Genomic DNA, 23813 nt, shown 5'->3' with positions numbered 1-23813 from the left:
AGAGACATGATTCAAGCAGTAATCTTTGACTGGGCCGGAACGACCGTCGACTACGGATGCTTCGCGCCGCTGGACGTTTTCCTGGAAGTATTCAAGAAGCGGGGGATCGAGGTTACGCATGCAGAAGCTCGTGAGCCGATGGGGATGCTCAAATGGGACCATATCGACACGATGCTGAAAATGGACCGGGTCGCGGAGCTGTGGAGAGCCAAGTATGGCAGACTGCCGGAGAAAAAAGATGTCGACATGCTGTACGCCGACTTCGAGCCGATGCTGTTTTCCATCCTGAAAAATTACACGACCCCGATCCCCGGTGTGCTGGAGCTGGTGGCGCGGCTGCGGGCGGCAGGAATCAAAATCGGTTCGACGACGGGCTACACAGCCGAAATGATGGCGGTCGTGGCCCCAGAGGCAAAGAAGAAAGGCTACTGGCCCGACTCCATGGTGACGCCGAGCGAGATGCCTGCCGGACGTCCGTTGCCGTGGATGTGCTATCAAAATGCGATCAATCTGGACGTTCACCCGATGAAGCACATCATCAAAGTCGGCGATACGACCAGCGATATAAAAGAGGCAGTGGCAGCGGGAGCATGGGCTGTCGGCGTGATCAAGGGCAGCAGCGAGCTGGGGATGACCGAGCAGCAGGTGAATCAGTGCGACCCGGACGAACTGGCTGACAAAATGGAGGCGGTAGCCAAGCGCTTCAAGTCTGTCGGTGCCGACTACGTCATCGACAGCATTGGCGAACTCGATAAGCTGATTCCGAAAATCAACTTGCGCCTCGCGCAAAAGGAGAGATAAGCGATGAAACTCACACAATTGCCAGATAATCCGTATCTGCTCTTGACTCCCGGACCGCTGTCCACGTCCAAGAGCGTAAAAGCTGCCATGCTGCGCGACTGGTGCACATGGGACAACGAATACAACGATCTGGTGCAGGACATTCGCAAAAAGCTGGTGCGCTTGTCCGGCAACAACCACGACGACTATACAGCGGTGCTGATGCAGGGCAGCGGCAGCTTTTCCGTGGAATCGGTCGTAGGCTCCGCCGTTCCGGCAGACGGCAAACTCGTCGTGCTGACGAACGGTGCCTATGGCAACCGTTTGGCGCAAATGGCCCAGGTGCTCAAGGTCAACACAGTCGTCATCGACTTCGGGGAAGTGGATGAAGCCCAGCCGCACAAGCTGCGGGAACTGCTGGAGCAGGATACAGACGTCACGCACGTAGCCGTGGTGCATTGCGAGACGACGACTGGCATGTTGAACCCGATTGCCGAGGTCGGCAAGGTCGCGAAGGAGTACGGAAAGGTCTTCATCGTCGATGCGATGAGCAGCTTTGGCGGAGTCGCGATGGACGTAGCTGATTTGCAAATCGACTTTTTGATCAGCAGCGCGAACAAGTGCATCCAGGGAGTGCCCGGTTTCGGCTTTATTCTGGCGAAAACCGAGGAGCTGAAAAAGTGCAAGGGGCAGGCGCGTTCGCTCTCGCTCGACTTGTACGATCAGTGGGAGACGATGGAAAAGCACAACGGCAAATGGCGCTACACTTCGCCGACGCATGTGGTGCGCGCCTTTTATCAGGCTCTGTTGGAGCTGGAGGAAGAAGGCGGCGTGGAAAAGCGGCAAGTCCGCTATCGGGAAAATCAGCGGACACTTGTAGAAGGCATGGAAGCGCTTGGCTTCCGCACGCTGCTGCGCCGCGAGCTACAGTCACCGATCATCACTTCGTTCTACTTCCCGGACAGCCCGCAGTTTACGTTTGCCGCTTTTTACGAGCGACTGAAACAGGAAGGCTACGTGATTTATCCGGGCAAAATTTCGGTAGCAGATACGTTTCGGATCGGCAATATCGGGGAGGTCTACCCGCACGACATGAAGCATCTGGTACAGGCGATTGAACGAAACATGTTCTGGTAGGAGCAGGTCATGTCTCTCATAGGGGAAGAGCGCAAGGACACGATCCTGAACATGCTGAACTACGCCGGCAAAGTGCGGACCAACGAGCTGGTGGAGAAGTTGCAAGTATCGTCGGAAACGATCAGAAGGTATCTCGAAGAGCTGGAAAATGAAAATCAGCTCAAGCGCGTGTACGGCGGAGCGATCAAAATCAACTACGACCGCGAGGAGCCGTCTCACCTGATGCGCGAAGTATCGCATGCAGACGAGAAAAGGCGCATCGGCCGAGCGGCGGCAAGCCTCGTGCAGGACAACGATATCATTGTCATAGACGACGGAACGACGACGCTGCACATGCTGCATTTTCTGGTCAATCGCAAAAATTTGAAGCTAATCACGATCTCCGTTCCCGCCCTTAACTTGATGATGGAGTACCACAACAAGGAGATGTTCAGCGGGGAAATCTACTTCATCGGCGGCAGGGTACAGCCGAAGCATTTCCGAACGGCAGGCACGCTGGCTGAAAACATGATGCAAGGCTTTTTCGTCGACAAAGCGTTTATCTCGATTGACGGCATACTGGCCCAGCACGGAATCTCCAGCTATGACTGCGAAAAAGCGATGATTGCCAAGCGGATCATCGAGAACGCCAAGGAAAACATCGTGCTCACCGATCATTCCAAAATCGGGGTAAGCACCTTTTACAAGGTCGCGGATTTGAAGCAAATCGATACGGTCATCAGCAATGTTGCGGCTCCACACGAGTGGCTGCACGAGTTGGACGCAAAAGGGGTCAACTGGATCGTGGCAGATTGAAGCAGGGGCATACACGGAGTGCTCTCTATTTTTTGGACATAGTCGCAACTAAAATCAATTAAAAAAAACGTAAATACAGAATATTAACTTGATTGTGTTTGCTTTTGCGTGTATTTTCAAAAAGAACAGCCTTATTCAGACAGTTTTGACTCGATTGCGAGGGAGAGTGCGATCCAGATGCTAGAAAACGGCTACGCCCTGGGAATGATTGAAACCGTGGGTTTTCCCGCCCTTGTTGCGGCGACCGATGCGGCTGCGAAAGCCGCAGACGTCCGCTGCGTGACCTATCAGGGTGCGGATGCGGGGATTGTCACCATCTATATCGTCGGGGATGTCGCTTCTGTTACGGCTGCGGTGGCGGTAGGCGAAGCGGAGGCAAGAAGAGTGGGCCAGCTTCGCCACTCCCGCGTCATTCCCCGGCCAGACCGCAGTGTGATGCAGATGGTCTTGCAACAGCTGGAAAAGCAAAAGGCCAAAGACCTGCCAAAGCCAGCGGGAAAACAGGCGACTGACAAGCAAAAAAACGATGCGGCAAAAACAGCTACACCAACCAGTAAGGAGGAATAGTCATGGGTGATGCATTGGGAATGGTAGAAACAAAAGGACTGATCGGAGCGGTAGAAGCTGCTGATGCGATGGTCAAGGCGGCGAATGTGAAGCTCGTAGGCAAGGTGCATGTCGGGGGCGGTTTGGTTACGGTAATGGTTCGCGGAGACGTCGGGGCAGTCAAGGCGTCTACGGATGCGGGAGCAGCGGCGGCGGAAAAAGTGGGCGAGCTGGTTTCGGTACACGTCATTCCGCGGCCGCACTCGGATATTGAACTGATTTTGCCAAAGCTGGAGTCGTAGTCGCAACGGTTTGTTGCTGTACGAAACAATCAGATGAATCGCAATCGGCTGAAATGAGGTGGCGTTATCGTGATGCTAGATGCAGATTTGCAATCCGTGCAGGAAGTGCGACAGTGTTTGCAAACCGCCAAGGAAGCGCAAAAGCGGCTTACCGGGATGAGCCAGGCCCAGATCGACCAAATCGTCCAGAGCATGGCGGAAGCAGCGAGACAAGAGGCAGGACGCCTGGCAGCAATGGCAGTAGAAGAAACGGGATACGGCAAGGCGGCGGACAAGACGGCGAAAAATTTGTTTGCCGCCCAGGACGTCCATCAATCGATCCAAAACATGAAGACGGTCGGGATTATTAATCGCGATGAGCAAAACCGCGTGTGGGAGGTTGCCCAGGCGGTAGGCGTGATCGCCGGAATCGTTCCTTCAACCAATCCTACCTCGACGGTCATTTTCAAAGCGTTGATCAGTGTGAAGGCAGGAAATGCGATTGTGTTCAGCCCGCATCCGCAGGCGGCAAAGTGTACGAAAGAAGCGGCGAGAGTCGTCCAGGCGGCAGCAGAGCGCGCAGGTGCGCCCGCCGGACTGATCTCTTGCCTCACGCAGCCGACTTTGGCCGGCTCCCGGGAGCTGATGCACCACTCCTTGACCGACCTGATTTTGGCGACAGGCGGGACAGCGATGGTGAAGGCTGCCTACAGCTCCGGAAAGCCCGCCTATGGAGTCGGGCCGGGGAATGTGCCCGTCTATGTGCATGCCAGCGCGGACATCCCGACGGCGATCAGGCAAGTGGTCCAGAGCAAAACGTTTGACTACGGAACGATTTGCGCATCGGAGCAGTCTCTCGTCGTCGATCAATCCATCAAGCGCAAAGTCGTGGCGGAGTTGAAGCGGCAAGGGGCGTACTTTTTGGATGACCATGAGACGCGGCGGGTCGCGGAGGTCATTTTGGCGGGGAAAAGCCTCAATCCGGCGATTGTAGGCAAGTCGCCGCAGGCGCTGGCTGAGCTGGCAGGCATACTCGTCCCGGAAGACGCGACACTGCTGGTCGCAGAAGAAACAGGCGTCGGGCTGGACTATCCGTTTTCCGTGGAAAAGCTCGCCCCGATTCTTGCGCTGTACACCGTGGCAGACACCCGGGAGGCGAGCACGCTTTGCAGCAAGCTGCTTGCTTTTGGCGGGCTGGGGCATACGCTCGGCATTCATTGTCGCGATCAGCACGTCATCGAATCGTTCGTCGTCGACAAGCCAGCGTCGCGCATCGTGGTCAACAGTGGGACGACCTTTGGCGGCATCGGAGCCACTACAGGCATCGCGCCTTCCCTGACGCTCGGTTGCGGTTCGCTGGGAAACAACGTAACGTCTGACAACATCGGTCCGCAGCATTTGTTCAACATCAAGCGGGTAGCGTTCGGCTTGCGGGACATGCAGCTTGCGCAAACAGAAGCGGCGATGCCAGTGGCGGTGGCTGCTGCGGCTGCGCCTGCCATCAGCAGAGATGAGATCGCGGAAATTATTAAAAGCGTCCTGTTGGAACTGCAATCTTCCGGCAGGTAAGGAGGCGTACTAGATGGCAGGAGAAATGGCAGCACTCGGCATGGTTGAGACAAAAGGCTTGATTGGCGCGGTGGAAGCTGCGGACGCCATGGTCAAGGCGGCGAACGTGAAGCTGATCGGGAAAGTGCATGTTGGCGGGGGACTGGTCACGGTCATGGTGCGCGGCGATGTAGGAGCGGTAAAAGCGTCGACGGATGCAGGCGCAGAAGCAGCGCAAAAGGTGGGGGAGCTGAAATCGGTGCACGTCATTCCTCGACCGCACTCCGATATCGAGTCGATTCTTCCCAAGCTGGAAGGATAGTCGCTAACGGATGGCCTTGATCACGGAAACGACGCTGAGGGCCATGCTGAGAACGGGAATCCCCAATCCGTTTTCCGTTCACGTCAACGATAAATTCACCCCGGCTGCATCCGACTTTTTGAAGGGGAGAGGAATCCGCGTGGAGGTCTTGAAGGCGCAGGAGATTCATTCGCAACGGGCGAGCGGGGGCGAGCAGAAGTCAATCCCCGTCGGTGTATCGAACCGCCACATTCATCTGTCGATGGAAGATGTAGAAAAATTGTTCGGCAAAGGCTATCAGCTGGCGCCGCTGCGCCCTCTTTCCCAGCCGGGACAGTTTGCCGCTGTGGAAACGCTCACGCTGCTCGGGCCGAAGGGATTGATGAAAGGCGTGCGCATCCTCGGTCCTGCGCGGGGAGTGAGCCAGGTGGAAATCTCCCGCACGGACGGCTTCCAGCTCGGGCTGCATCCGCCTGTGCGGTTGTCGGGGATGCTGGAGGAGACGCCGGGCATTACGCTGATCGGCCCTGCTGGCTGCGTCGTTCTGGAAAAGGGGGTCATCGTAGCGAAGAGCCATGTGCACATGTCGCCAGAGGATGGCAGGCGTTTTCAGGTGAGCGACCAAGATACGCTGATGCTGCAAACAACGGGCGAACGCCCTGTCATTTTTCCGGAAGTGACAGTCAGGATCAACCCGAGGTACGCCCTCGATTTTCATCTCGATCTGGATGAAGCCAACGCGGCCAGCTTGAAGACGAATGATCAGGTGCTCGTCATCGGAAAAAACGGAAAGCTTGATGGAACGGCAGGGAGGTGAGGACATGGACGTGCGGCAAATGATCGAGTCCATTACTCGCGAGCTTTTGCAATCGATGATTCAGTCCCCCAGGCAGGAGAACAAGCCCAAATGGTTGTATATCTTCTGTGACAGTCGCGCACATGAGTCGTTTGACGACCAGTTCATCGCACTGCAAAATAACGGAGTTTGTCACGACATTCTGTTTTTGGACGGGGAAACGTCGTCCTGGCTCGGCATGCATCGCATCGAATGCGGCGGAGCGGGCAAAATCATCACGGCAGACGAGTACGCACCGCTTCCGCTGGAGGTGCCGAAGGAGTACGACGGCGTCATCATTCCGGAAATCGACCTCGACAACGCGGCGAGAGTGGCGGCAGGGTTGAAGGGAACGATCAAGGCAGAGATCGTCTTTTCCGCACTGGTCCTCGGCAAGCCTGTCTTGATCGGGGAAGATGTGCCGGGACTCAAGCGCTCGGATCGGCGATGCCTGAAGACGCTGACGTTGCCACCAGCGTACCAGAAGCTGTTTTTGCGGCACATCGGCGCCATGAAGGAGCTTGGTGTCGAGTTTTACCCGCAAAAGTCGCTTGCAGAAGCGGCGATTCGCAAAAGCAGGGCAAAAGCTCAGACGCAAGCGCAAACAGGTGAACAGTCAGGTGCAGGTGCTGATGCACAGACGATTGTTTCTGCCAAGCTGTTGACCGCGGAATGGGTTCGGGCACAAGCCGATTTTCCCGACCAGCAGCTTGTGGTGCGCGAAGGAACGATCGTTTCTCCTCTGGCGACGGATTTGCTCAAAGAAAAAGGAATTGTCGTGCACTACGTTCGATAAAGGGGGAGCCTCATGTTTTTGGGAAAAGTGATCGGCAGCGTCTGGTCCACACAAAAAGAAGCGGGCATGGAAAATTTGAAATTGCTGATCGTCCAGCCCATTGACTGGAAAGACAGGGAAGGTGGACAAACGGTGATTGCCGCAGACCGCATCGGTGCGGGAATCGGCGAAAAGGTCATCGTTTCCGGCGGTACGCCTGCGCGGATCGTTTTTCAGAACAGACAGGTTCCGATTGATGCTGTCATCGTAGGAATTGTCGATTCTTATGAAGTAACGCGAGAACAATAAGCAACAAAACGGGTGTAGTCTGCGGATAGACTGCACCTTTTGCCATTTAGAAAAGAGAGCTGGGAAAAACATGTCGACCACGATCTTGCTGATTTTGCTGTTTGCGGCTGTCTGTCATGCGGTCTGGAATGCCCTCTCCAAAAAAATCGAGGAGCGGGACGCCTTTTTTACGCTGATTTTGGGAGCTTCCGTCATCCTGTACTTTCCTTTGGCCCTTTACTTGTGGCAGACGTCGTCTTTTCCGACGGGGGCGATCAAGTGGCTGTTGCTCAGCACGTGCTCGGAAGTGCTGTACTTCGTCGCTCTGGGCAAGGCATACGAGAAAAATCATTTGAGCTATGCTTACCCGATCTTGCGGGGAACGGCTCCCATCGTGACAACGCTCATCAGTATCGTAGTGATCGGAACGACGATCGCCTGGACGGGGTATTTGGGCATTCTCGTCATTGTCGCAGGCGTTGTGTTCATGAATCAGCGGACGTTTTCGCTGCGCGAGCTGGGGAGCATCGTCAAAGACTGGGGCAATATGAAGTGGGTGTTTCTGGCCGGAAGCTTTTCGGCTTGCAGCAGTGTAGTAGACGGCATGGGCGCAGCGATGATGTCCGGGCTTTTGTTCAAATACGTCGTGTTTTTCGGGATGTTTGCAGGGAAGTGGCTGATTGATCGCAGGGCGGCGAGGAAAGTGTCTTATCTCGCCTTGTTGAAAAAGTATCCGTGGCATACGCTGGCCGGGGGAATTTTTGTGTTTATTTCCAACTCGCTCGCTGTTTACGCCATGCAAACAACGCCTGTCACCTATGTGGCATCCGTACGTGAAATCAGCATCGTCTTCGCCACCTTGATCGGCATTGTCTGGCTCAAGGAGCAGGTCAGCCTGGTCAAATGGATCTCGATTGGACTGATCCTCGCGGGTGTGGTCATTATTAAACTAAGCTGAAAAAGAGGGGCCTCCGCATAAAAACGGAAGGCCCCTCTTCTCGTTGCAAGCATGGATGCAAAAGCCTAGCGGGAAGCTTGTACAGACTCGCTCGTTTGCGCATCCAGCTGAGTGATTTCCTCGTGAATATAGATGCCGCGCTTTTCCAGTTCGGCGAACACTTCAGCCGGGTCAAACGCGTCCTCCGGGATGAGCACGCCTGTCTTTTTCACCATGCCTTTGGCGATCATCTCGGTTGCGATGGCCATCGGGATGCCTACGTTTCGCGTGTAGGCACGCAGTTTTTCCCAGCCTTCTACGGAGCCGTCGGAAGCGGGATGCGTGTGGTAAAGAACGTGTTGCACGCGCTGCCCGTCTTTTTCCCCGATGACTTCCACATGCAGCGAATAGCCGTACAGCTCGGTTTCCTGCCCTTCTGTCGAATGAAACAAATACTCGCTGATGCAATCGAGAATCCCGATTTCTTTGCCGTTGACGTTGATCTTGTCGTTGCGCATGAAGCCCCAGTCGTAGAGGGCGCGAACGAGCTGCATATTTTTCGCGGGCCACGTGCCGCGCACTTCGATGAGTTGTACGTGCTTGTCGGCGAGCGCAGTTGCCAATGTTTTTGTCTCCGCGTGCGGGATGATGTACTGAACGGTTTGGCCATATGGCTCAGGCAACTGGATTTCACGAGGGCGGGCAAACGGAGGCACCTGGATGAACTCGCCGTTTTCAAAGACGACACGGCCAGGCAGGAGCGGATCGTATTCGTACGTAGTCGTCTCGGTGATCGAACGGGAAAAAGCGATCGGGCGAAAAGCGCCGTGGCTGACGCGGACGGACTCCACGCGATCCAGCTGATTCGCGGCATGCATCGCCATCATTTGCGTGACGCCGGGGGTCATTCCGAAGCCAGGCACGCATGTTTTGCCGTTTTGCTTGAAAATGTGGTCGGAGGCTTCTTCAGCGCCAAAGCCGTTCAGATTGACGCCGTGGCAGCCGGCTTCCGCGATGCAGGCAGTGGAAAGCCCGTTCAAAGTAATCGTGGTGCCGTCCATGACGATGTCGTATCCACGCATCTTGTTGACCGTATCCTCGTGATCGTGCACGTTGATCTGGATGAAGTCGACGCGAGGGTCTTGCAAAGATTCCACGATTTTGCGGCCTTCTGCTTCATTGAAGTCGGCTACCGTAATTTTCTCGAAGCTGGAATACTGCACCAAATCGAGAATCGACTCCCGGCAAATCCGGCCCGCGCCGCCAAGACAAAGAACTTTCATGATGAAGCCTCCTTTTGAATTGTCTAAAAATTCAGCACTTCTATTACTGAATATATCACAAGTTTTGTGCTTTGTCTTGTGTTTTGTTGTAAATTAATTGTGTTTTTAGTTTGAATTACTTATTAAACAAACATCAACACAACTAAAAGCACAATTTAGTTGGATAAGAAAATAAAAAACAAATTAAAAAAACAAAAAATCAATATGAAGTGTTATAATAAAATAAAAATTAAGAATATTTCATTTAATAAAAGCGCGGCCAAACGCAAGCAGTTCCATCGGCCATCTGGGGGGATTGGGGAAAGCAAAAAGAAAGGGTCTAAATCGCGTGTCGGCACATATCATGTCTCTATCGCTAAAAGAAGGTGGATGGGATGGAAACTCTGAATGTGTTTTACGAGCAGCATGTGATCATGAACCTGGAAATGTACTTGCGGGTAATCGTGAGCGCTGTGCTGGGGATGTTCATCGGTTGGGATCGCTCACACAAAAACAAGCCTGCCGGGCTGAAGACGTACATGTACGTCTCTGTCGCCTGCACGCTGATCACGCTGGTTTCGATTTACAGCACAAAGCTCTACAGCTCGCCGAACAGCGGAACGATGATGGACCCGATGCGGCTGGCAGCCCAGATCGTGACGGGACTTGGCTTTCTGGGAGCGGGCGTCATTTTGAAAGACGGCTTGCAGGTCAAAGGCTTGACCTCTGCCGCGATGATTTTTTTCGCGGGCGGAATCGGCATCGGAATCGGAGCGGGCTTTTACGGGATTGTCATTTTCTCCGTTATGGTGGCCTTCGCGCTGGCCCGAGTCAGCCAGCGATTCGAAGAGGTCACACACAAACGCTCGGAAAACAGTGAAAAAACAAGCGCGATGAAGCAGCAAGGCGTGGGATAGAACGGGAAGCGGTGCGGGCGATGCCTGCATCGCTTTTTTCTTTTTGCGAATGCGTCTTCCCGCTGATATTCCTCTGACAAACATCCGTTACGCTGTAAAAAACAAAACGATTTGAAGGAGTGTTACACGATGAGAGATGAGCGAATCGGCAAAATCGCAGACAACCTGATTTCGTACAGTCTGGACGTTCAGGCAGGCGAGCATATCATGATCCGGGTAGTAGACGAGGGCGAGCCGCTGGCGGCGGAACTGGTCAAGCGTCTGTATGCAAAAGGGGCTTATCCGCACCTGCGCTTCGTCAGACCCAAGCTGGAGCGGGAGTGGCTGCTGGGTCTGACCAAAGAGCACGTAGCACAGGTGATGGCGTGGGAAAACGATCTGTGGAAGGGAATGCACGGGTACATCGGCATTCATGGCGAGACGAATGACAGTGAGCTGAAAGGCGTGCCTGAAGAAAAGCAGCGTTTGTTTGCCGAAGCGTTTCAGGATATTGCCCACTACATCGACAATCAAACAAAAGGCATTCGCATCAATTTCCCGACGGCTGCTCTCGCCCAGAAGGCGAACATGAGCACGGACGCTTTCGAAGACTTTTACTTCGACGTCTGCTCTTTTGATTACCGGAAAATGGCGCAGGCGAGCCAGCCATTGTATGAGCTGATGGACAAGACCGATCGCGTGCGGATTTTGGGGCCGGGAACCGACATTTCTTTTTCGATCAAAGGAATTGGCACGCAGCTGGCGGTCGGCAAGCGGAACATGCCGGATGGGGAAGTGTACACATCGCCTGTGCGGAGTTCGGCGCACGGGACGATCAGCTACAATACCCCGAGCCATTACAAAGGAACGACTTTTGACAACGTCACCTTTACCGTGCGCGAAGGCAAAATTGTCGAGGCAACGGCCAACCATGCGCAAAAGCTGAATGAAATTTTGGATACGGACGCGGGGGCGCGTTACTTCGGTGAATTTGCGATTGCGTTTCATCCGCACATTTTGCATCCGATGGGAGATACGCTGTTCGACGAAAAAATTGCCGGCAGCTTTCACCTGACCCCGGGGCGGGCGTACGATTCAGCCGACAACGGCAATCGCAGCACGATTCACTGGGATTTGATCTCCATCCAAAGACCGGATTACGGCGGGGGCGAAATTTGGTTTGACGATGCATTGATTCGCAAAGACGGGAAGTTCGTGCATGAAGCTTTGCTTGGATTGAATCCGGAGCAGTTGATGCGGTAAGGAGGAGCCGCTCCTTGATTTGACAGCAGGAATATTCCGCCTCTTTCAAGAAGTATAGGCGGTGATAGCATAGAGAGAACGAGGAGCTGGTAGCGTGACTTTACGTGCAGAAGAAACCGTCGTCGGTTTTGTGGGAACGGGCGTCATGGGCAAAAGCATGGCGAAGCACTTTTTGCAGGCAGGGTATAGTGTGCTGATTTACACGCGCACGAAGGCAAAAGCACAGGAGCTGCTGGATGCGGGAGCCGTCTGGAAGGAACAGGTAAGCGAGCTTGCCGCACAGGCTAATGTCATCATTACGATGGTCGGATACCCGTCTGATGTGGAAGAGGTGTACCTCGGCGTCGATGGGATCATTGCTCATGCGAAGCCGGGTACTTATTTGGTAGATATGACGACATCGAAGCCGTCCCTCGCGCAAAAAATTTACGAGGAAGCGAAACAGCATTCGCTCCATTCGCTGGATGCCCCTGTATCCGGCGGCGACGTAGGAGCGCGGGAGGCGCGTCTGACGATCATGGTCGGCGGCGATCAGGAAGCGTTTGAAGCGGTCGAGCCGCTGCTTGCGATCATGGGCAAAAACGTGGTTCTCCAAGGGGGACCAGGTGCGGGGCAGCATACGAAAATGTGCAATCAAATTTGCATTGCAACGAATATGATCGGCGTGTGCGAAGCGATTGCCTATGCGAAAAAAGCGGGACTGGACCCTGCGCGCGTGCTGACCAGCATCGAAGCGGGAGCGGCCGGAAGCTGGTCGCTGTCCAATCTGGCTCCGCGGATGATAGCCGAAAATTTCGCGCCAGGCTTTTACATCAAGCACTTTATCAAAGACATGGGGATTGCTTTGGAAGCGGCCGAGGAAATGGGGCTGTTGACTCCCGGGCTTGCCTTGTCGAAATCGCTCTACGAGGAGTTGGCGGAAAAAGGCGAAGCGGACAGCGGGACACAGGCTTTGATCAAATGGTTTGATCGCCAATAAGGAAGTGAGCCGCTTGGCCGAGCGCCAGACGCAAGAAAAGGAGCCCGCTTGAGACGGGCTCCTTTGTTATTTTGCATTGACCCGAACGTCCAAAGCTTCGCTGGGTACAGGTTTGTTTTTAGGTTGTGGCGTTCCCATCTTTTTCACTTCCAAAATGTCGAGCAAGAACACGAACGACGGAATGCCGACGATCAATCCCCACACCCCGAAGAAATGCTCGGAGAAGATCAGGACGACGAACGTGTAAAAAATCGGCAGATGGGTCTTCGACGCCATCAGGCGCGGATTCAGGACGTACGCTTCCATCGCGTGAATCAGCATGATAAACAAAAGCAAGTATATGACGGTAGGTAGCCCACCGATGCTAAAAGCGATCACGCTGAGCGGAATCAAGGAGATGATCACGCCGGCAACCGGGATCAGCCCAAGCACGAACACCATCAGCGACAGTCCGAACAAGTTGGGGAAGCCGAGAATCCACAAGCCGATCAACGTAAACACGGTGTTGAACAAGGCGATCAGCAGCTGGGTTTCGATTACTTTCCCGAAGGTCAGAATAAACTTTTGGCTGAAGTATTCAATTTCGCTATACAGCCAGGACAGCTTGCTGGTGCGGAATTGGGACGTGAACTGGACGACATTGTCTTTGCCCAGCAAGAAAAACAGACTGAGCAAAAGGGCCAAAAACAGATTGAAGCCCATATTTTTCACGACGGTCAAAAAGTCAAGACTGCTCTTGACCAGACCTTTCATGTCAAGCTTGTCTAAGGTAGACATGACATACGGGGCAAATTCGGAGTGCTGGTTCGCCCGCACGACTTGTTCGATCAGATGAATCAGTTGCCCGGTTTCGTGAATCAAGGCCGGAAAGGCGCGAATCCCGCCCCATACGAGCAAAACAGCGAGCAGCAAGTACAGGAAAATGAGAGTCAGCTTGGGACTTACAGGCACAAGCTTGTGAATGGATTTGGTGAGAAACTGATGCAATCGATCCATCAGGAATGTGACGAGAAAAGTTAGCAAAACAACGTTGATCATGCTTCCGAGCGAATAAAGCAGGAGGCAAAACAACGCCAATATACCGAAACGTCTGAAATCCTTATTTTGCAAGAAGGTGGGCAAATTCATGGGAACATCCTTTCCAATTTCGAGACGCGCTATTTTTCTTCCATAAGCTTACCGCAACGATGTGTATTTCCTGTGTCTTTTTTTGGCGAATGCTGTAAATAACACGTACCAAGGAGGGCACTCAGCATGAAGCGTCAAGTGCTGCTTGTCGAAGATGAGAGTCGCATCCGCGAAATCGTCGCGGACTACTTCGAGCAAGAGCAATGGATTGTGCATGAAGCAGAAAACGGCAAGCAAGCCATACAGATGATGGAAAAGCTCCGGGTCGATCTGGTCATCCTCGACATCATGATGCCGGAAATGGACGGGTGGACCGTCTGCAAGGAAATCCGGGCAAACTCCGACGTGCCGATCATCATTCTCACCGCCAAATCGGAAGAGGATGACAAGATGCAAGGCTTTGAGCTTGGCGCGGACGACTATGTCACCAAGCCGTTCAGTCCGCGAGTCTTGGTAGCCAAGGCGACTTCGCTGATGAAGCGGGTCGAAGGCACCGTTCGGGGAACTGACCATTTGCTTCGCTTTGGCGAAGTCGTCATCAATCGGCATGCCCGGCGCATGAAGATCAAGGGAGAAGAGATCGACCTCGCGCCAAAAGAGTACGAGCTTTTGGTCTATCTGATCAAAAACGCCGGGATCGTGCTGTCGCGAGAAACGATTATGGATCACGTATGGGGCTTCGATTACTTCGGCGACTTGCGCGTAGTCGATACCCACATCAAGAAGCTGCGCAGCAAGCTCGGCAGCGAAGCCAGACACATACGGACTGTCATCAAGGCAGGCTACACGTTCGAGGAAGAGCGATGAAAAAATGGGGCGTGACACTCAAGCTGTTTGCCATTACCGCATCGTTTTTCCTGTTGTTTTATACGATTATTATGATCGGTCAGTTACTTTTTTTCGAGCAATTTTATCAATCCAAAAAGCTGAACGATCTGGAAAAGAAGCTCGAAGCCTTTTCCCAACAGTATGTATCGCGGGAGTGGGACGCCGAAAGCATGGCCCGGGAGCTGTCGGCGTTCATCAGCCGCAACAAGACGCAGCTGGCGATTGTCAGCACGAACGGGCAGGTCAAGTACGACAATCCGTTTCGCATCGTCATCCGCGATCAGGCTGGAAAAAGTGTAAAAATCTCTTTGTCGCTGTTCCCGGAGGAGGAGCGGAGTGCCCTGTTGAGCGCGAATTTGCAAAAAGGCGACCGGATCGAGGCGATTGGCGTCTTCGAGGAAGGACTGCTCCAGGAGATGTTTTATCCCCGCGTGATCAGAAAAGCGGGTGCAGCCGACATCGGCAGCCTGAAAGCAAGCGACACCGCCCCGTCTTTGGTCAGCGTCAGCGGTGAAATTACCGATTTGTTTTTGCCTGCGCCCAACCAGTGGAATTTGCGGCAAGGCATTTTGTTTCATGTGTTAAAAGACTTGTTCCCGCTGTCGGAGGAACGGAAACGGGCGCTGGAACACGGCAAGGTGCTGGAGGAAGAGTGGGTGGAACCGTGGAGCGGCGTGCGCAGCCTGGTCGCGATTCATCCCGTGATCCGAAACGGGCAGCTGAGCGAGCTGATCGTCGCCCTGACTTCCTTGCAACAAATCAGCGAGGCAAACGATGCTTTGCGGCTGTTTTACATCTACATCGGAATCGGCGGCTTTGCGCTCATTCTCGTGCTTTCCTTGCTCTTTTCCAAAATCGTCACCAAGCCGCTGCTGTCTTTGAACAAAAGCGCCCTGCGCATGGCGAGGCTGGATTTTTCCGTCAAGTCGCCGCTTGCCCGCAACGACGAGTTCGGCAGCCTCGCGCGCAGCCTGAATACGATGTCGGAAAAGCTGGATGTGACCTTGCGGGAGTTGCAGCAAGCCAATGAGCAACTGCGTCAGGAGATGGATCACAAGCAGCGGATGGAGCTGATTCAGAAAGATTTTGTCTCGAATGCCTCGCATGAGCTGAAGACGCCGCTGAGCATCGTCAAAAGCTTTGCGGAAGGGCTGCGGGACGGCGTAGGGGAGAACAAGCGGGAGCGGTACATCGAAGTCATCCTCGACGAGACGGAAAAAATGGAGGAGCTTGTCCGCGACTTGCTGGAGCTGGCGAAGCTGGAGGCGAAGACGACCAAGCTGAAAAAAAGCTGGTTTTTCCTGAGCGAGCTGACGGAAGAGATCGGAGAGCGGCTCATGCACCATCTGCGCGACAAAGAGCTTCGAATCGTCACGATTTTGGCGAATGAGGAAGCGCAGTTTGCCGACCAGGAAAAAATCGAGCAAGTGCTGTTCAACATCCTGGTCAATGCCATCCGCTACGCCAATCCCGGCAGTGAAATTACCGTGCGGATCGAAGGCGAGCAGCACGCCCAGCGCGTCACGATTGAAAATGAAGGCGAGCCAATCCCCGAGGAGCAGCTTGGCTTCGTCTGGGATCGCTTTTACCGGATCGAACGCTCGCGCAACCGCAAGACAGGCGGGACGGGACTCGGTCTTGCCATCGTGCGGCACATCCTGGAACTGCACGAGGCAGCATACGGAGTGCGCAATACGAAGACAGGCGTCGCTTTTTATTTTTCATTGCCCAGTTATGGGAAAATGAAACCATTTGCCTGATAAAGCGTCTGACTTTTAGCAGAAGAAAACGAAGCAGGGAGGCAAGAAACAAATGAAGCGCGTAAGGATTAGCCTGCTGACGGCTGCGATGCTTTTGACCAGCACATGGGTGGCGCCCGTGCAAGCAGCAACGTTTACTACGGTTCAGCCTTACTTGACTGATTACAAGGTTGGGTTTACTGACGGGCATGCTCTGTTGACCAAAGCCCAGTACGATGAGTTTGAGTACGCCGGGCAAACGGTGATTGTGACGAAAGCCGGGAAAAAAGGATTGCTCGACGCCCGCACGGGAAAAGAAATCACGCCTGCCAGCTGGGATCAGATAGAAATTCCCGGGCGCAACAATGTGGCGATCGTCCAAAAGGGCGGCTGGTTTCAATACATCGATCTGACGACGAAAAAGCTGTCTGCTGCCAAATTCGCGGGAGCGCACACGTACTCCTTGTCCGCGGATTACGCTGACGCGATCGTGTTTGTCGGGCAGACGTCCATGCTTTTGGACAGTACAGGCAAAGTGCTCATACCGCCGTTTGCCGGCAAGCTCTCTGTCGTTTCGCTGATTCCCCCGGAAGCGACGGGAGATCGGGAGGCAAAAGAAACGCGTTACTTGGTGGCTTCGACTGCCAAAGGGATCACGCTGTATGATGCCGCTTCGTTCAAGCCGAGATTTTCGTTGGCGAATACGCAGTTGATTCCGAATGAGGGCGGGCCGAAGACTGCTTACCTCAAGGTGAGGTCAGGCGGCATGGAAGGCTTGGTGGACGTAAACGGGAAATACGTTTTGCCAGCGAAGTACAAGGCGATCTACACGTGGAACGAGGGATATTTTCAGGTGCTCGCGCAAAAAGGCACGGGCTTGTGGAAGGACGGACGATTTTTGGCGGAACCGCTCTATCAAGAGGTCGGCTTTGAGTACAATAATCCCGATTTGTACTGGACGCTGGACAAGGGGATCGTCACCTATCATTCCATCGCCAAGGGAACAGAGCATGCGTTGAAACAGGGCGCGACCTATTTGCATGACAGCTACGTGCTGGGGCAAGACCCGAAGACAGGCATGTACGGCGTGCTCCAGGTCGGCGGGGAAGCAGTGATCCCGTTTGTCTATCCGAAAGTGGAAGGGCCGCCGGCTGCTCGACAGCTTGTGCGCAGCGATGGGAAAAAGGCGATGTTGCCCGCTTGGGGAAAGCCGATCAAAGAGCCTGACTTTTGGTTTGACTCCGCCGCGCCAATCGGCGGCAGCTACAGTATGCAACTGATCAAGGACGGAAGTAAAATCGGCCTGTATTCGGAAAATGAAGGTCTGATTTTGTCGCCTGTCGAGAACCGCCGTTTTCGTTATGAGGAAGCTACGGGGCATATCGTAGTGACCGAGCCGGACGGGAAAGTGCTGCGATTCGGCGGGATTAGCGGCAAGCCGGAGAGCGGGCAACATGTCCAGACTTTGTCTGAACAGTTGAATGGGGTATACGAAGCGGGCAAAGGAACCGTGATTGTCAACCGTACGACCAATCAGCCGATCAGCAAGCTGTATCAACAAGTTTATCTGGATGACGTGTCCAAACTGATCGTGGCAGCAGACGGACAGATGGCTGACCTGTACACTCCCGATGGCAAGCTGCTCACCACGCAGCTGAAGATTGCCTTTATGCGTGAAAGAAGCGATGCTCCGCCCGTCACCTTCATCCAGGTGGGCGATTCCTTTTACACGTGGGGAGGCAAGGAAGGCACGAGCAAGCTGGCACTGCTCACCATTGCGGATGGGGAGCTGCAGGCCGCAAGCGATTTTGTGTATCGGGAAGCAGTGTACAAAGTGGTGGGAGAGAAAAAAGTCGCCGTGATGATGCGAACGGATGGCACGCTGGACTTTTGGGGCGAAGAAGGCAACCAGTTGGTGAAAAAGGTGGCGGGCGCAAGCGAATATCAGGCGGATTCTTACTTTGGCGGTCTGCTGATTGCGGAAAGCGATGGCTGGCATGTGTACTCGTCGTCGCTGCAACGATTGACGACAGGGGGCTATCAGGCATTGAAGCTGCTCGGGCTAAGCGACAAAGGAGCGAAAGCCATCGTCTATCGGGATAAAGCGACGGGCTTGCACGGATTGTTGACCCAGGACGGGAAGCAGTTGACCGCTCCTCAGTACGAGTCGATCCGGCTGTCCAGTGAAGCATTTCCCGGTTTGTGGTCTGCGGCGGAAGGACAGCCGCCTTTTGCGTTCAGCAAAAAAGACCAGTTCGGCTACCTCGATCGGGAGGGCAAAGAGCTGTTTGCCAGCAAACTTCTGACGAAAAAGCCCGCGATCAGCTATCGTCAGCTCCAGCTGCCGAGCTTTGCGGCGTATAGCGAGCTGATGAAGCAAAATCCGCTGGAGCTGATCGACTTCGGCAAGCCGTACAGCTGGCCAGAGGGCGGCAGCAGCGAGGGCAAGTTCTACGCGAATCTGGCGTTGTATCTGGAACTTCCGCAAGGCGCGGGCAAGAGCGAAGTGCTCGCGGCGCTGACAGGCAAAGCGATCATCAAGCCGGATGAGGGCCGTTCAGACGTGAGTGACGAAGACATGTACAGCCTCGTCTACTATATGGCGACGGGAAAAAGCAGCTTGTCCATGACAGCGGAGCAGCTGACACGGTGGGCCGAACAGCGGGGAATTGTTCTGCAGCGCGGGGGAAACCAATACTATCAGACGATGGATTTGTACCGGGAGTACCACCAGATGTTTTTTTCTGAACTGCTGCGTTCCTTGGCAGGAAAAAAGGTGGCGAAGCCCAAGGTGCTGAAACAAGGGGAGCTGTCCTTTGCCCAAAAGAAAATGATCGAATCGATGCTTTTGGTCAACGGACGTCCTGCGGAGCAATTGCCGATGCCATTGCCGCAAGCAGAGTGGGAACAGGGCGTCCAACCGTTTTTGACAGCTTACCAGAAGCAGGCGGCCCAACTGCTCGCTGCCTATGAAAAGCAAGTCGGGAAGTAAACGAACATAGTCGATGGAAAGCGGCACGGGGAGTCTCTGCAATCACCCGTGCCATTTTGCTGGTCCGGTTCCATTCAGCTAAAAAATCGGCCAATACTTCAGGACGAGCAAGTAAAAGGCGGCATGCACCAAGGCTGTCACCACGAGAGAAACAACGAAAGCAACAAACGAAATCTGATCGAGCTTGTAGGCGACCAGGAAGAAAATCGAAAAGGCGAGATAGGCAACAAAAGTTCCCTCTTCCAAATAAGCCATAAGTGTGATTCCCCCTATCTTCCTCTATTGTAGCCGATTTCGCTGCCAGATGAGGAGAAGGGACGTTTTTTCAAAGGAGTGTTAGAGATGAAGGTCTTGATCGAAGCGTTAAAGCAGGAGGATGCCCGCGCGCTTTTGGCGTTCGAGAGCAAGAACAGGGAGTTTTTTGAACGGACAGTGCCCAGCCGTGGCGAAGCGTATTATCAGGACGAGCATTTTCTAGAAAGCTTGCAGGCTTTGCTTGCAGAACAAGCGGAAGGGACAGCGTTCTTTTCGCTGATCAAAAGTGAGCAAGGCATTATTTTAGGCAGAATGAATTTGGTAGACATCGATCAAAAGCGAGCGAGCGCGGAGCTGGGCTATCGCGTCGGCGAAGAGGCCGCAGGCAAAGGCGTTGCTTCTTCGGCACTCGGACTTTTGCTGGGCGAGTACGTGCAGCAGCTTGGCATCCGGGAAGTGCACGCCAAGACAACTGCGGACAATATCGCTTCGCAAAAAGTGCTGCTAAAAAACGGCTTTGTCTTTCAGAAGGCTGATGCACAAGGCTTTTTGCACTATCATTGGACGCTGTAGGTTTAAACTCAGCGGTTTGTTTCTGATTGGATGTTTTGGTATTATATGTAATGTTTGAATAATCAGGAATAAAAGGAGAAGGACAATGAAGCTACGAAGCAAAAGGGCTTTGACGGTGTTAGTAGCTACGGGAGTGGTTGCCGCAAGCGCAGCGCATGCTGGAGCGAGTGAGGCGAAGACACAGGCCGTCAGTCCAGCCGATTCCGCGAAAGTTTTGCGGCTGAATCTGTCGGATGAGCCGATGTCGATTGATCCGGCAGTGGCAGATGATCAGCATTCGCTCACTTTGGCCCGAGCCTTATTTGACGGACTGGTTCGGATTGGTCCCGATGGGAAGTTGCAGCTTTCGCTGGCTGATAAAATGGACGTGTCTGCTGATTTGAAGACGTACACCTTTCATTTGCGCGAGGCAAAATGGAGCAACGGCGATCCTGTCACCGCCCACGATTTTGAATACGCCTGGAAGCGCGTGCTCGATCCGAACACGGAAAGCAGCTACGCCTACCAGCTCTTTCCGATCCTGAATGCGGAAAAGGCCAACAGCGGCAAGGAGAAGCTGGATGCGGTAGGGGTAAAAGCGGTAGATGCGAAAACATTGCGCGTCATTTTGGAGCAGCCTACTCCTTACTTCGCGGAGCTGACTGCTTTTCCCGTCTTTTATCCGGTCAATCAAAAAGTAGTGGCTGCCAACCCGGCCTGGGCAGAGGAAGCTTCGACACATGTCGGAAACGGCCCGTACAAGCTCGCTTCCTGGAATCGTGACGACAAGCTGACCTTGAGCAAAAACGCGGGCTATTGGGATCAGACAGCAGTCAAGCTGGACAAGCTCGACTTTTCCATCAGCAGAGGTGAGGATCAAGCGCTGGCCAAGTTTGATGCAGGCGAGGTGGACATGGCGGGTGCCCCGTTTGGCGAGCTGCCACTGAATGCTTTGCCGATCTTGCAAGAAAAAGGACTCCTGCATACGAAGCCGCTCGCAGCCGTTTACTGGTACAAGTTCAATACAGAGCAAGCGCCTTTTACCAATGCGAAAATTCGCAAAGCGTTCGCCTACGCATTGAATCGTCAGGCGATCGTCGATACGGTGCTCAAAGGAAACCAGGAGCCAGCTTTGACGGCAGTACCTGTCAGCGACAAAAGCAAACAGCCAGCGTATTTCAAGGACAACGACCAGAAGTTGGCGAAAACGTTGCTCGCAGAAGGCATGAAAGAGCTGGGCCTGGCCAAGCTGCCGCCGATTGCGATATCGCTGAACCAATCTCCCGTTCACCAAAAGGTCGCTGTCGAGATTCAGCGTCAGTGGAAACAGACGCTAGGTGTGGAAGTCCAACTGCAAGAGTTGGAGTGGAAAGTTTTTCTGGAAAACTTGCATAACGGCGACTACCAGATCGGGCGTTCCGGTTGGTTTGCGGACTATGCCGATCCGGCGAATTTTTTGGAGCTGTACAAGGAGAAAGACGGCGGTCTGAATGATACGAAATGGGAAAACAAAGCGTATCAGTCGCTGCTTCAGCAGGCGGCGAGCCAAGCCGATCCAGCCAAACGCCAGCAACTGCTCGCGCAGGCCGAGAAGCTCCTGATGGATGAAATGCCCGTCATCCCGATTTATTTTTACACAAACAACTGGGTGCAGGATAAAAAGGTGAAGGGCATCGTTATGGATGACCTTGGCTACATCGATTTCAAATGGGCCTCGAAGGAATAAAAGCACGAAGGAAAACAGCAAGTCCCCTTTCCGCCGACTGGAAAAGGGGACTTTTTGCTGTGGCTCGCCATGCATTTTTTACGGCTCCCACGGACGTCTTGTGCCGAGCAAATCAGCGAGGTGCTTGCTGCGCTTGCGGCGTTGTTGGCGTGCTTCGGCTCTTTCGGCGGCTCCGTCGTGCAGAAAAATCTCCTCCTGGGTTTCCGCTACGACTTTGGGCACAGGGGTCGGGCGTCCGTCAGGGCCGATGGCGACGAAGGTGAGAAACGAGGTGGCACAGACGGTGCGTTTTCCGCTCAAAAGGTCTTCGGCAACGACTTTGACGAATACTTCCATGGACGTCTGGTGTGTCCAGGTGACGAACGCTTCGAGCGAAACTTCGTTGTCCACGCGGATCGGATGCAAAAAATCGACGGAATCGGTAGAAGCGGTCACGACTGGTCCGCGGGCGTGCTTCATCGCGGAAATGGCGGCGACGTCATCAATATGCGCCATCAGCCGTCCGCCAAACAGCGTATTGTGGTTGTTCGTATCGGGAGGCAGAACGTGGCTGGCTTTAAAAGTTCGGGACTCCCGGACAAAGCGCTCGATCGTCATGAGAAAACTTCCTTTCTTTTTGTCCCTGCAATTATGAATCATTGTAATATTCTCATATCTATTGTTCCACAAGTAGGATGGTTTTATCCATAGCAAAATGAGCATGACGAGCGCCTTTCCTGCAAACGATAGCAACTGGGCAGGAAAAACGTGGGTGATCGATACAAGGGAGCGGTTGCTATGGATAAGTACCTACAGGATGTCAATGCTTTCCTCGCTGCGATCTACGAGCTTCCCGACAAGCTGGCAGGGGTGCTTGCCGTGATGCAGGCTCCGATTCGCGGCTTGACGAACACGCTAATCGTGACCAATGTCCTCTTGGGGTGTCTGGTCGTTACTTCGCTTGCGAATGTCTATATGCTGTGGAGGCAGGCAAAAAAGAACAAGTAGCGGACAACAAGCTTGCCAAAGGTGGCAGCGATAGCGTATACTTCTGGCAAAATCAGGATCAGTCGGATGCGCAAGTGTCGTATATTTTCCAGAAACCAGCGGAAGGGAGAGAGTCCAGATGAAAAAAAGATCGTTGCAGTCTTTGGCCAAAGGCATCGGCTACTCCACCGCTGTTTTCTTTGCTGCGGTTAACTGCGGGAGAAGTCTGTCCAAAAACGGATATACGAACGGGGAGCCTGTGAGTTAATCGCGCTTTTGCAGCTGGCAGCGGAGCAAATGCCACACCACAGGGGATGAACCTGTGGTGTTTTTTATGCAAAAAAATAGCTGGGGCAAACCAGTCCCACAAGGGAGAGAAGAGCACGATGCACATGCATGGAGACAACATTTACGTCCGCCTGGTCACCGAGTCGGACGCGCAAGCGCTTTTGGAGCTTGAGGTGCGAAACCGCGAATTTTTTCAGCTTTTTACCGGAAAGCGGGACGAACACTTTTATACGTTGCAAGGACAGCTCGAACGCATTCGCCAGTACATGACCTTATGCGCGGAGGATCGCGGGTACGTTTTCCTCGTGTGTTTGCCGCAGACGGATCAGGTGATCGGGGGAGTGATGCTTTCCGAGGTGGTGCGCTACAATCTGCAAAGCGGCTGGATCGGCTATTTCCTCGATCAGGAGCACAACGGAAAAGGCTATATGACGGAGGCGGTCAAGCTCGTTGTCCGTTATGCGTTTGAGACATTGGACTTGCATCGGCTGGAAGCAGGGGTGATGCCGCACAATCTGGGTTCGATCAAGGTGCTGCTCAAATCGGGCTTTCACAAGGAAGGGCTCGCCCGCAAAAACGTGAAAATCAACGGGCGCTGGGAGGATCACCAGACGCTTGCGATCGTCAGGGAGGAGCCGGAAGAGTCGATCGAGCCATAAGTGCTGAGCCATTCGTCTGGGGAGCGGACGAATCGCTGCGTCATTTTGTCAGCAATC

Annotated in this window: 25 protein-coding genes and 1 pseudogene; 22 read left to right on the top strand and 4 right to left on the bottom strand. The window is 53.8% G+C overall.

What is annotated here, in order from left to right:
* Positions 1–6: 6 nt before the first annotated feature.
* The 11 genes from phnX to HP435_RS22145 all read left to right on the top strand — a co-directional run bounded on the left by phnX (position 7) and on the right by HP435_RS22145 (position 8244).
* Positions 7–801 carry a phosphonoacetaldehyde hydrolase gene (gene phnX, locus HP435_RS22195; protein ID WP_122964697.1) on the top strand — a complete coding sequence of 265 codons (795 nt, stop codon included), beginning with the start codon at positions 7–9 and terminating at the stop codon, positions 799–801.
* A 3-nt stretch (positions 802–804) separates the two neighbouring features.
* Positions 805–1917, top strand: a complete 1113-nt coding sequence (gene phnW / locus HP435_RS22190; protein ID WP_173599215.1) for a 2-aminoethylphosphonate--pyruvate transaminase — start codon at positions 805–807, stop codon at positions 1915–1917.
* A 9-nt stretch (positions 1918–1926) separates the two neighbouring features.
* Positions 1927–2712, top strand: a complete 786-nt coding sequence (locus tag HP435_RS22185) for a DeoR/GlpR family DNA-binding transcription regulator (protein ID WP_122964699.1) — start codon at positions 1927–1929, stop codon at positions 2710–2712.
* Between the two features lie 177 nt (positions 2713–2889).
* The gene (locus tag HP435_RS22180) at positions 2890–3279 is read left to right on the top strand and encodes a BMC domain-containing protein (protein WP_122964700.1); all 390 of its coding nucleotides are present in this window, start codon (positions 2890–2892) and stop codon (positions 3277–3279) included.
* Positions 3280–3281: 2 nt separating this feature from the next.
* Positions 3282–3560 carry a BMC domain-containing protein gene (locus HP435_RS22175; RefSeq protein WP_122964701.1) on the top strand — a complete coding sequence of 93 codons (279 nt, stop codon included), beginning with the start codon at positions 3282–3284 and terminating at the stop codon, positions 3558–3560.
* 69 nt (positions 3561–3629) lie between these two features.
* Positions 3630–5108 carry an acetaldehyde dehydrogenase (acetylating) gene (locus tag HP435_RS22170; RefSeq protein ID WP_173599214.1) on the top strand — a complete coding sequence of 493 codons (1479 nt, stop codon included), beginning with the start codon at positions 3630–3632 and terminating at the stop codon, positions 5106–5108.
* A 13-nt stretch (positions 5109–5121) separates the two neighbouring features.
* Positions 5122–5409 (top strand): BMC domain-containing protein, encoded by a 288-nt coding sequence (locus HP435_RS22165; RefSeq protein WP_122964703.1) that lies wholly within the window; start codon positions 5122–5124, stop codon positions 5407–5409.
* A 10-nt stretch (positions 5410–5419) separates the two neighbouring features.
* A complete protein-coding gene (gene pduL / locus HP435_RS22160) occupies positions 5420–6205 on the top strand; it encodes a phosphate propanoyltransferase (protein WP_173599213.1) in 786 nt (261 codons plus the stop codon).
* Positions 6206–6209: 4 nt separating this feature from the next.
* On the top strand, positions 6210–7019 hold the full coding sequence (locus HP435_RS22155) for a hypothetical protein (RefSeq protein WP_122964705.1): 810 nt from the start codon (positions 6210–6212) through the stop codon (positions 7017–7019).
* Between the two features lie 12 nt (positions 7020–7031).
* Complete coding sequence (locus HP435_RS22150) at positions 7032–7307, top strand: EutN/CcmL family microcompartment protein (RefSeq protein WP_122964706.1); 276 nt, start codon at positions 7032–7034, stop codon at positions 7305–7307.
* A gap of 70 nt (positions 7308–7377) precedes the next feature.
* Positions 7378–8244: a DMT family transporter gene (locus tag HP435_RS22145; RefSeq protein WP_173599212.1), complete on the top strand. Its 867-nt coding sequence runs from the start codon at positions 7378–7380 to the stop codon at positions 8242–8244.
* Positions 8245–8309: 65 nt separating this feature from the next.
* Here HP435_RS22145 and HP435_RS22140 read toward each other — a convergent pair whose 3' ends face one another.
* Positions 8310–9506, bottom strand: coding sequence for a saccharopine dehydrogenase family protein (locus tag HP435_RS22140; RefSeq protein ID WP_122964708.1), 1197 nt, complete (start codon positions 9504–9506; stop codon positions 8310–8312).
* 374 nt (positions 9507–9880) lie between these two features.
* On the opposite strand from HP435_RS22140, the gene HP435_RS22135 reads away from it, so the two are divergent.
* From HP435_RS22135 to HP435_RS22125, 3 genes are all read left to right on the top strand, one after another.
* Positions 9881–10402 (top strand): MgtC/SapB family protein, encoded by a 522-nt coding sequence (locus HP435_RS22135; RefSeq protein WP_063230021.1) that lies wholly within the window; start codon positions 9881–9883, stop codon positions 10400–10402.
* A gap of 129 nt (positions 10403–10531) precedes the next feature.
* Positions 10532–11644 carry an aminopeptidase gene (locus HP435_RS22130; protein ID WP_122964709.1) on the top strand — a complete coding sequence of 371 codons (1113 nt, stop codon included), beginning with the start codon at positions 10532–10534 and terminating at the stop codon, positions 11642–11644.
* A gap of 94 nt (positions 11645–11738) precedes the next feature.
* Positions 11739–12623 (top strand): NAD(P)-dependent oxidoreductase, encoded by an 885-nt coding sequence (locus tag HP435_RS22125; protein WP_122964710.1) that lies wholly within the window; start codon positions 11739–11741, stop codon positions 12621–12623.
* A gap of 66 nt (positions 12624–12689) precedes the next feature.
* Here the strand turns inward: HP435_RS22125 and HP435_RS22120 are convergent, their stop codons facing one another.
* A complete protein-coding gene (locus tag HP435_RS22120) occupies positions 12690–13751 on the bottom strand; it encodes an AI-2E family transporter (protein WP_063230024.1) in 1062 nt (353 codons plus the stop codon).
* Between the two features lie 126 nt (positions 13752–13877).
* Between HP435_RS22120 and HP435_RS22115 the strand changes: the two genes are divergently transcribed.
* The 3 genes from HP435_RS22115 to HP435_RS22105 are packed head-to-tail and all read left to right on the top strand — an operon-like array spanning position 13878 to position 19310.
* Entirely contained in the window at positions 13878–14558 is a 681-nt protein-coding gene (locus tag HP435_RS22115) for a response regulator transcription factor (protein WP_122964711.1), read from the top strand.
* Positions 14555–16339, top strand: a complete 1785-nt coding sequence (locus HP435_RS22110; RefSeq protein ID WP_122964712.1) for a sensor histidine kinase — start codon at positions 14555–14557, stop codon at positions 16337–16339. Before HP435_RS22115 ends, HP435_RS22110 begins: the two co-directional genes overlap by 4 nt.
* Before the next feature lie 52 nt (positions 16340–16391).
* Positions 16392–19310 (top strand): WG repeat-containing protein, encoded by a 2919-nt coding sequence (locus HP435_RS22105; RefSeq protein ID WP_173599211.1) that lies wholly within the window; start codon positions 16392–16394, stop codon positions 19308–19310.
* A 78-nt stretch (positions 19311–19388) separates the two neighbouring features.
* Here HP435_RS22105 and HP435_RS22100 read toward each other — a convergent pair whose 3' ends face one another.
* Positions 19389–19565, bottom strand: a complete 177-nt coding sequence (locus HP435_RS22100) for a hypothetical protein (protein ID WP_167470308.1) — start codon at positions 19563–19565, stop codon at positions 19389–19391.
* Between the two features lie 87 nt (positions 19566–19652).
* On the opposite strand from HP435_RS22100, the gene HP435_RS22095 reads away from it, so the two are divergent.
* Together HP435_RS22095 and HP435_RS22090 are read left to right on the top strand one after the other, a co-directional pair.
* Entirely contained in the window at positions 19653–20138 is a 486-nt protein-coding gene (locus tag HP435_RS22095) for a GNAT family N-acetyltransferase (RefSeq protein ID WP_173599210.1), read from the top strand.
* 85 nt (positions 20139–20223) lie between these two features.
* A complete protein-coding gene (locus HP435_RS22090; protein WP_173599209.1) occupies positions 20224–21843 on the top strand; it encodes a peptide ABC transporter substrate-binding protein in 1620 nt (539 codons plus the stop codon).
* 78 nt (positions 21844–21921) lie between these two features.
* On the opposite strand, the gene HP435_RS22085 is transcribed toward HP435_RS22090, so the two are convergent.
* The gene (locus HP435_RS22085) at positions 21922–22440 is read right to left on the bottom strand and encodes an acyl-CoA thioesterase (protein ID WP_122964716.1); all 519 of its coding nucleotides are present in this window, start codon (positions 22438–22440) and stop codon (positions 21922–21924) included.
* 180 nt (positions 22441–22620) lie between these two features.
* Here HP435_RS22085 and HP435_RS22080 point away from each other — a divergent pair, with 180 nt between their 5' ends.
* From HP435_RS22080 to HP435_RS22075, 3 genes and pseudogenes are all read left to right on the top strand, one after another.
* Complete coding sequence (locus HP435_RS22080; protein WP_173599208.1) at positions 22621–22830, top strand: hypothetical protein; 210 nt, start codon at positions 22621–22623, stop codon at positions 22828–22830.
* Between the two features lie 118 nt (positions 22831–22948).
* The gene (locus tag HP435_RS29155) at positions 22949–23077 is read left to right on the top strand and encodes a hypothetical protein (protein ID WP_255679161.1); all 129 of its coding nucleotides are present in this window, start codon (positions 22949–22951) and stop codon (positions 23075–23077) included.
* Between the two features lie 118 nt (positions 23078–23195).
* A pseudogene (locus HP435_RS22075) lies at positions 23196–23747 on the top strand (GNAT family N-acetyltransferase); the annotation flags it as partial.
* Positions 23748–23813 lie beyond the last annotated feature (66 nt).

The sequence above is a fragment of the Brevibacillus sp. HD3.3A genome (assembly GCF_013284375.2).
In the GTDB taxonomy this organism is placed as follows: Bacteria; Bacillota; Bacilli; order Brevibacillales; family Brevibacillaceae; genus Brevibacillus; species Brevibacillus parabrevis.
The sequence above is the reverse complement of the archived record's forward strand: the minus strand, read 5'-3'. Positions and strand labels throughout refer to the sequence as shown.

Excerpts from the sequence above, each read along its gene's own strand:
- phnX (WP_122964697.1), top strand. The coding sequence starts at position 7 with ATGATTCAAGCAGTAATCTTTGACTGGGCCGGAACGACCGTCGACTAC.
- phnW (WP_173599215.1), top strand. The coding sequence starts at position 805 with ATGAAACTCACACAATTGCCAGATAATCCGTATCTGCTCTTGACTCCC.
- HP435_RS22185 (WP_122964699.1), top strand. The coding sequence starts at position 1,927 with ATGTCTCTCATAGGGGAAGAGCGCAAGGACACGATCCTGAACATGCTG.
- HP435_RS22180 (WP_122964700.1), top strand. The coding sequence starts at position 2,890 with ATGCTAGAAAACGGCTACGCCCTGGGAATGATTGAAACCGTGGGTTTT.
- HP435_RS22175 (WP_122964701.1), top strand. The coding sequence starts at position 3,282 with ATGGGTGATGCATTGGGAATGGTAGAAACAAAAGGACTGATCGGAGCG.
- HP435_RS22165 (WP_122964703.1), top strand. The coding sequence starts at position 5,122 with ATGGCAGGAGAAATGGCAGCACTCGGCATGGTTGAGACAAAAGGCTTG.
- pduL (WP_173599213.1), top strand. The coding sequence starts at position 5,420 with ATGGCCTTGATCACGGAAACGACGCTGAGGGCCATGCTGAGAACGGGA.
- HP435_RS22155 (WP_122964705.1), top strand. The coding sequence starts at position 6,210 with ATGGACGTGCGGCAAATGATCGAGTCCATTACTCGCGAGCTTTTGCAA.
- HP435_RS22150 (WP_122964706.1), top strand. The coding sequence starts at position 7,032 with ATGTTTTTGGGAAAAGTGATCGGCAGCGTCTGGTCCACACAAAAAGAA.
- HP435_RS22145 (WP_173599212.1), top strand. The coding sequence starts at position 7,378 with ATGTCGACCACGATCTTGCTGATTTTGCTGTTTGCGGCTGTCTGTCAT.
- HP435_RS22140 (WP_122964708.1), bottom strand. The coding sequence starts at position 9,506 with ATGAAAGTTCTTTGTCTTGGCGGCGCGGGCCGGATTTGCCGGGAGTCG.
- HP435_RS22135 (WP_063230021.1), top strand. The coding sequence starts at position 9,881 with ATGGAAACTCTGAATGTGTTTTACGAGCAGCATGTGATCATGAACCTG.
- HP435_RS22130 (WP_122964709.1), top strand. The coding sequence starts at position 10,532 with ATGAGAGATGAGCGAATCGGCAAAATCGCAGACAACCTGATTTCGTAC.
- HP435_RS22120 (WP_063230024.1), bottom strand. The coding sequence starts at position 13,751 with ATGAATTTGCCCACCTTCTTGCAAAATAAGGATTTCAGACGTTTCGGT.
- HP435_RS22115 (WP_122964711.1), top strand. The coding sequence starts at position 13,878 with ATGAAGCGTCAAGTGCTGCTTGTCGAAGATGAGAGTCGCATCCGCGAA.
- HP435_RS22110 (WP_122964712.1), top strand. The coding sequence starts at position 14,555 with ATGAAAAAATGGGGCGTGACACTCAAGCTGTTTGCCATTACCGCATCG.
- HP435_RS22105 (WP_173599211.1), top strand. The coding sequence starts at position 16,392 with ATGAAGCGCGTAAGGATTAGCCTGCTGACGGCTGCGATGCTTTTGACC.
- HP435_RS22100 (WP_167470308.1), bottom strand. The coding sequence starts at position 19,565 with ATGGCTTATTTGGAAGAGGGAACTTTTGTTGCCTATCTCGCCTTTTCG.
- HP435_RS22095 (WP_173599210.1), top strand. The coding sequence starts at position 19,653 with ATGAAGGTCTTGATCGAAGCGTTAAAGCAGGAGGATGCCCGCGCGCTT.
- HP435_RS22090 (WP_173599209.1), top strand. The coding sequence starts at position 20,224 with ATGAAGCTACGAAGCAAAAGGGCTTTGACGGTGTTAGTAGCTACGGGA.
- HP435_RS22085 (WP_122964716.1), bottom strand. The coding sequence starts at position 22,440 with ATGACGATCGAGCGCTTTGTCCGGGAGTCCCGAACTTTTAAAGCCAGC.
- HP435_RS22080 (WP_173599208.1), top strand. The coding sequence starts at position 22,621 with ATGGATAAGTACCTACAGGATGTCAATGCTTTCCTCGCTGCGATCTAC.
- HP435_RS29155 (WP_255679161.1), top strand. The coding sequence starts at position 22,949 with ATGAAAAAAAGATCGTTGCAGTCTTTGGCCAAAGGCATCGGCTACTCC.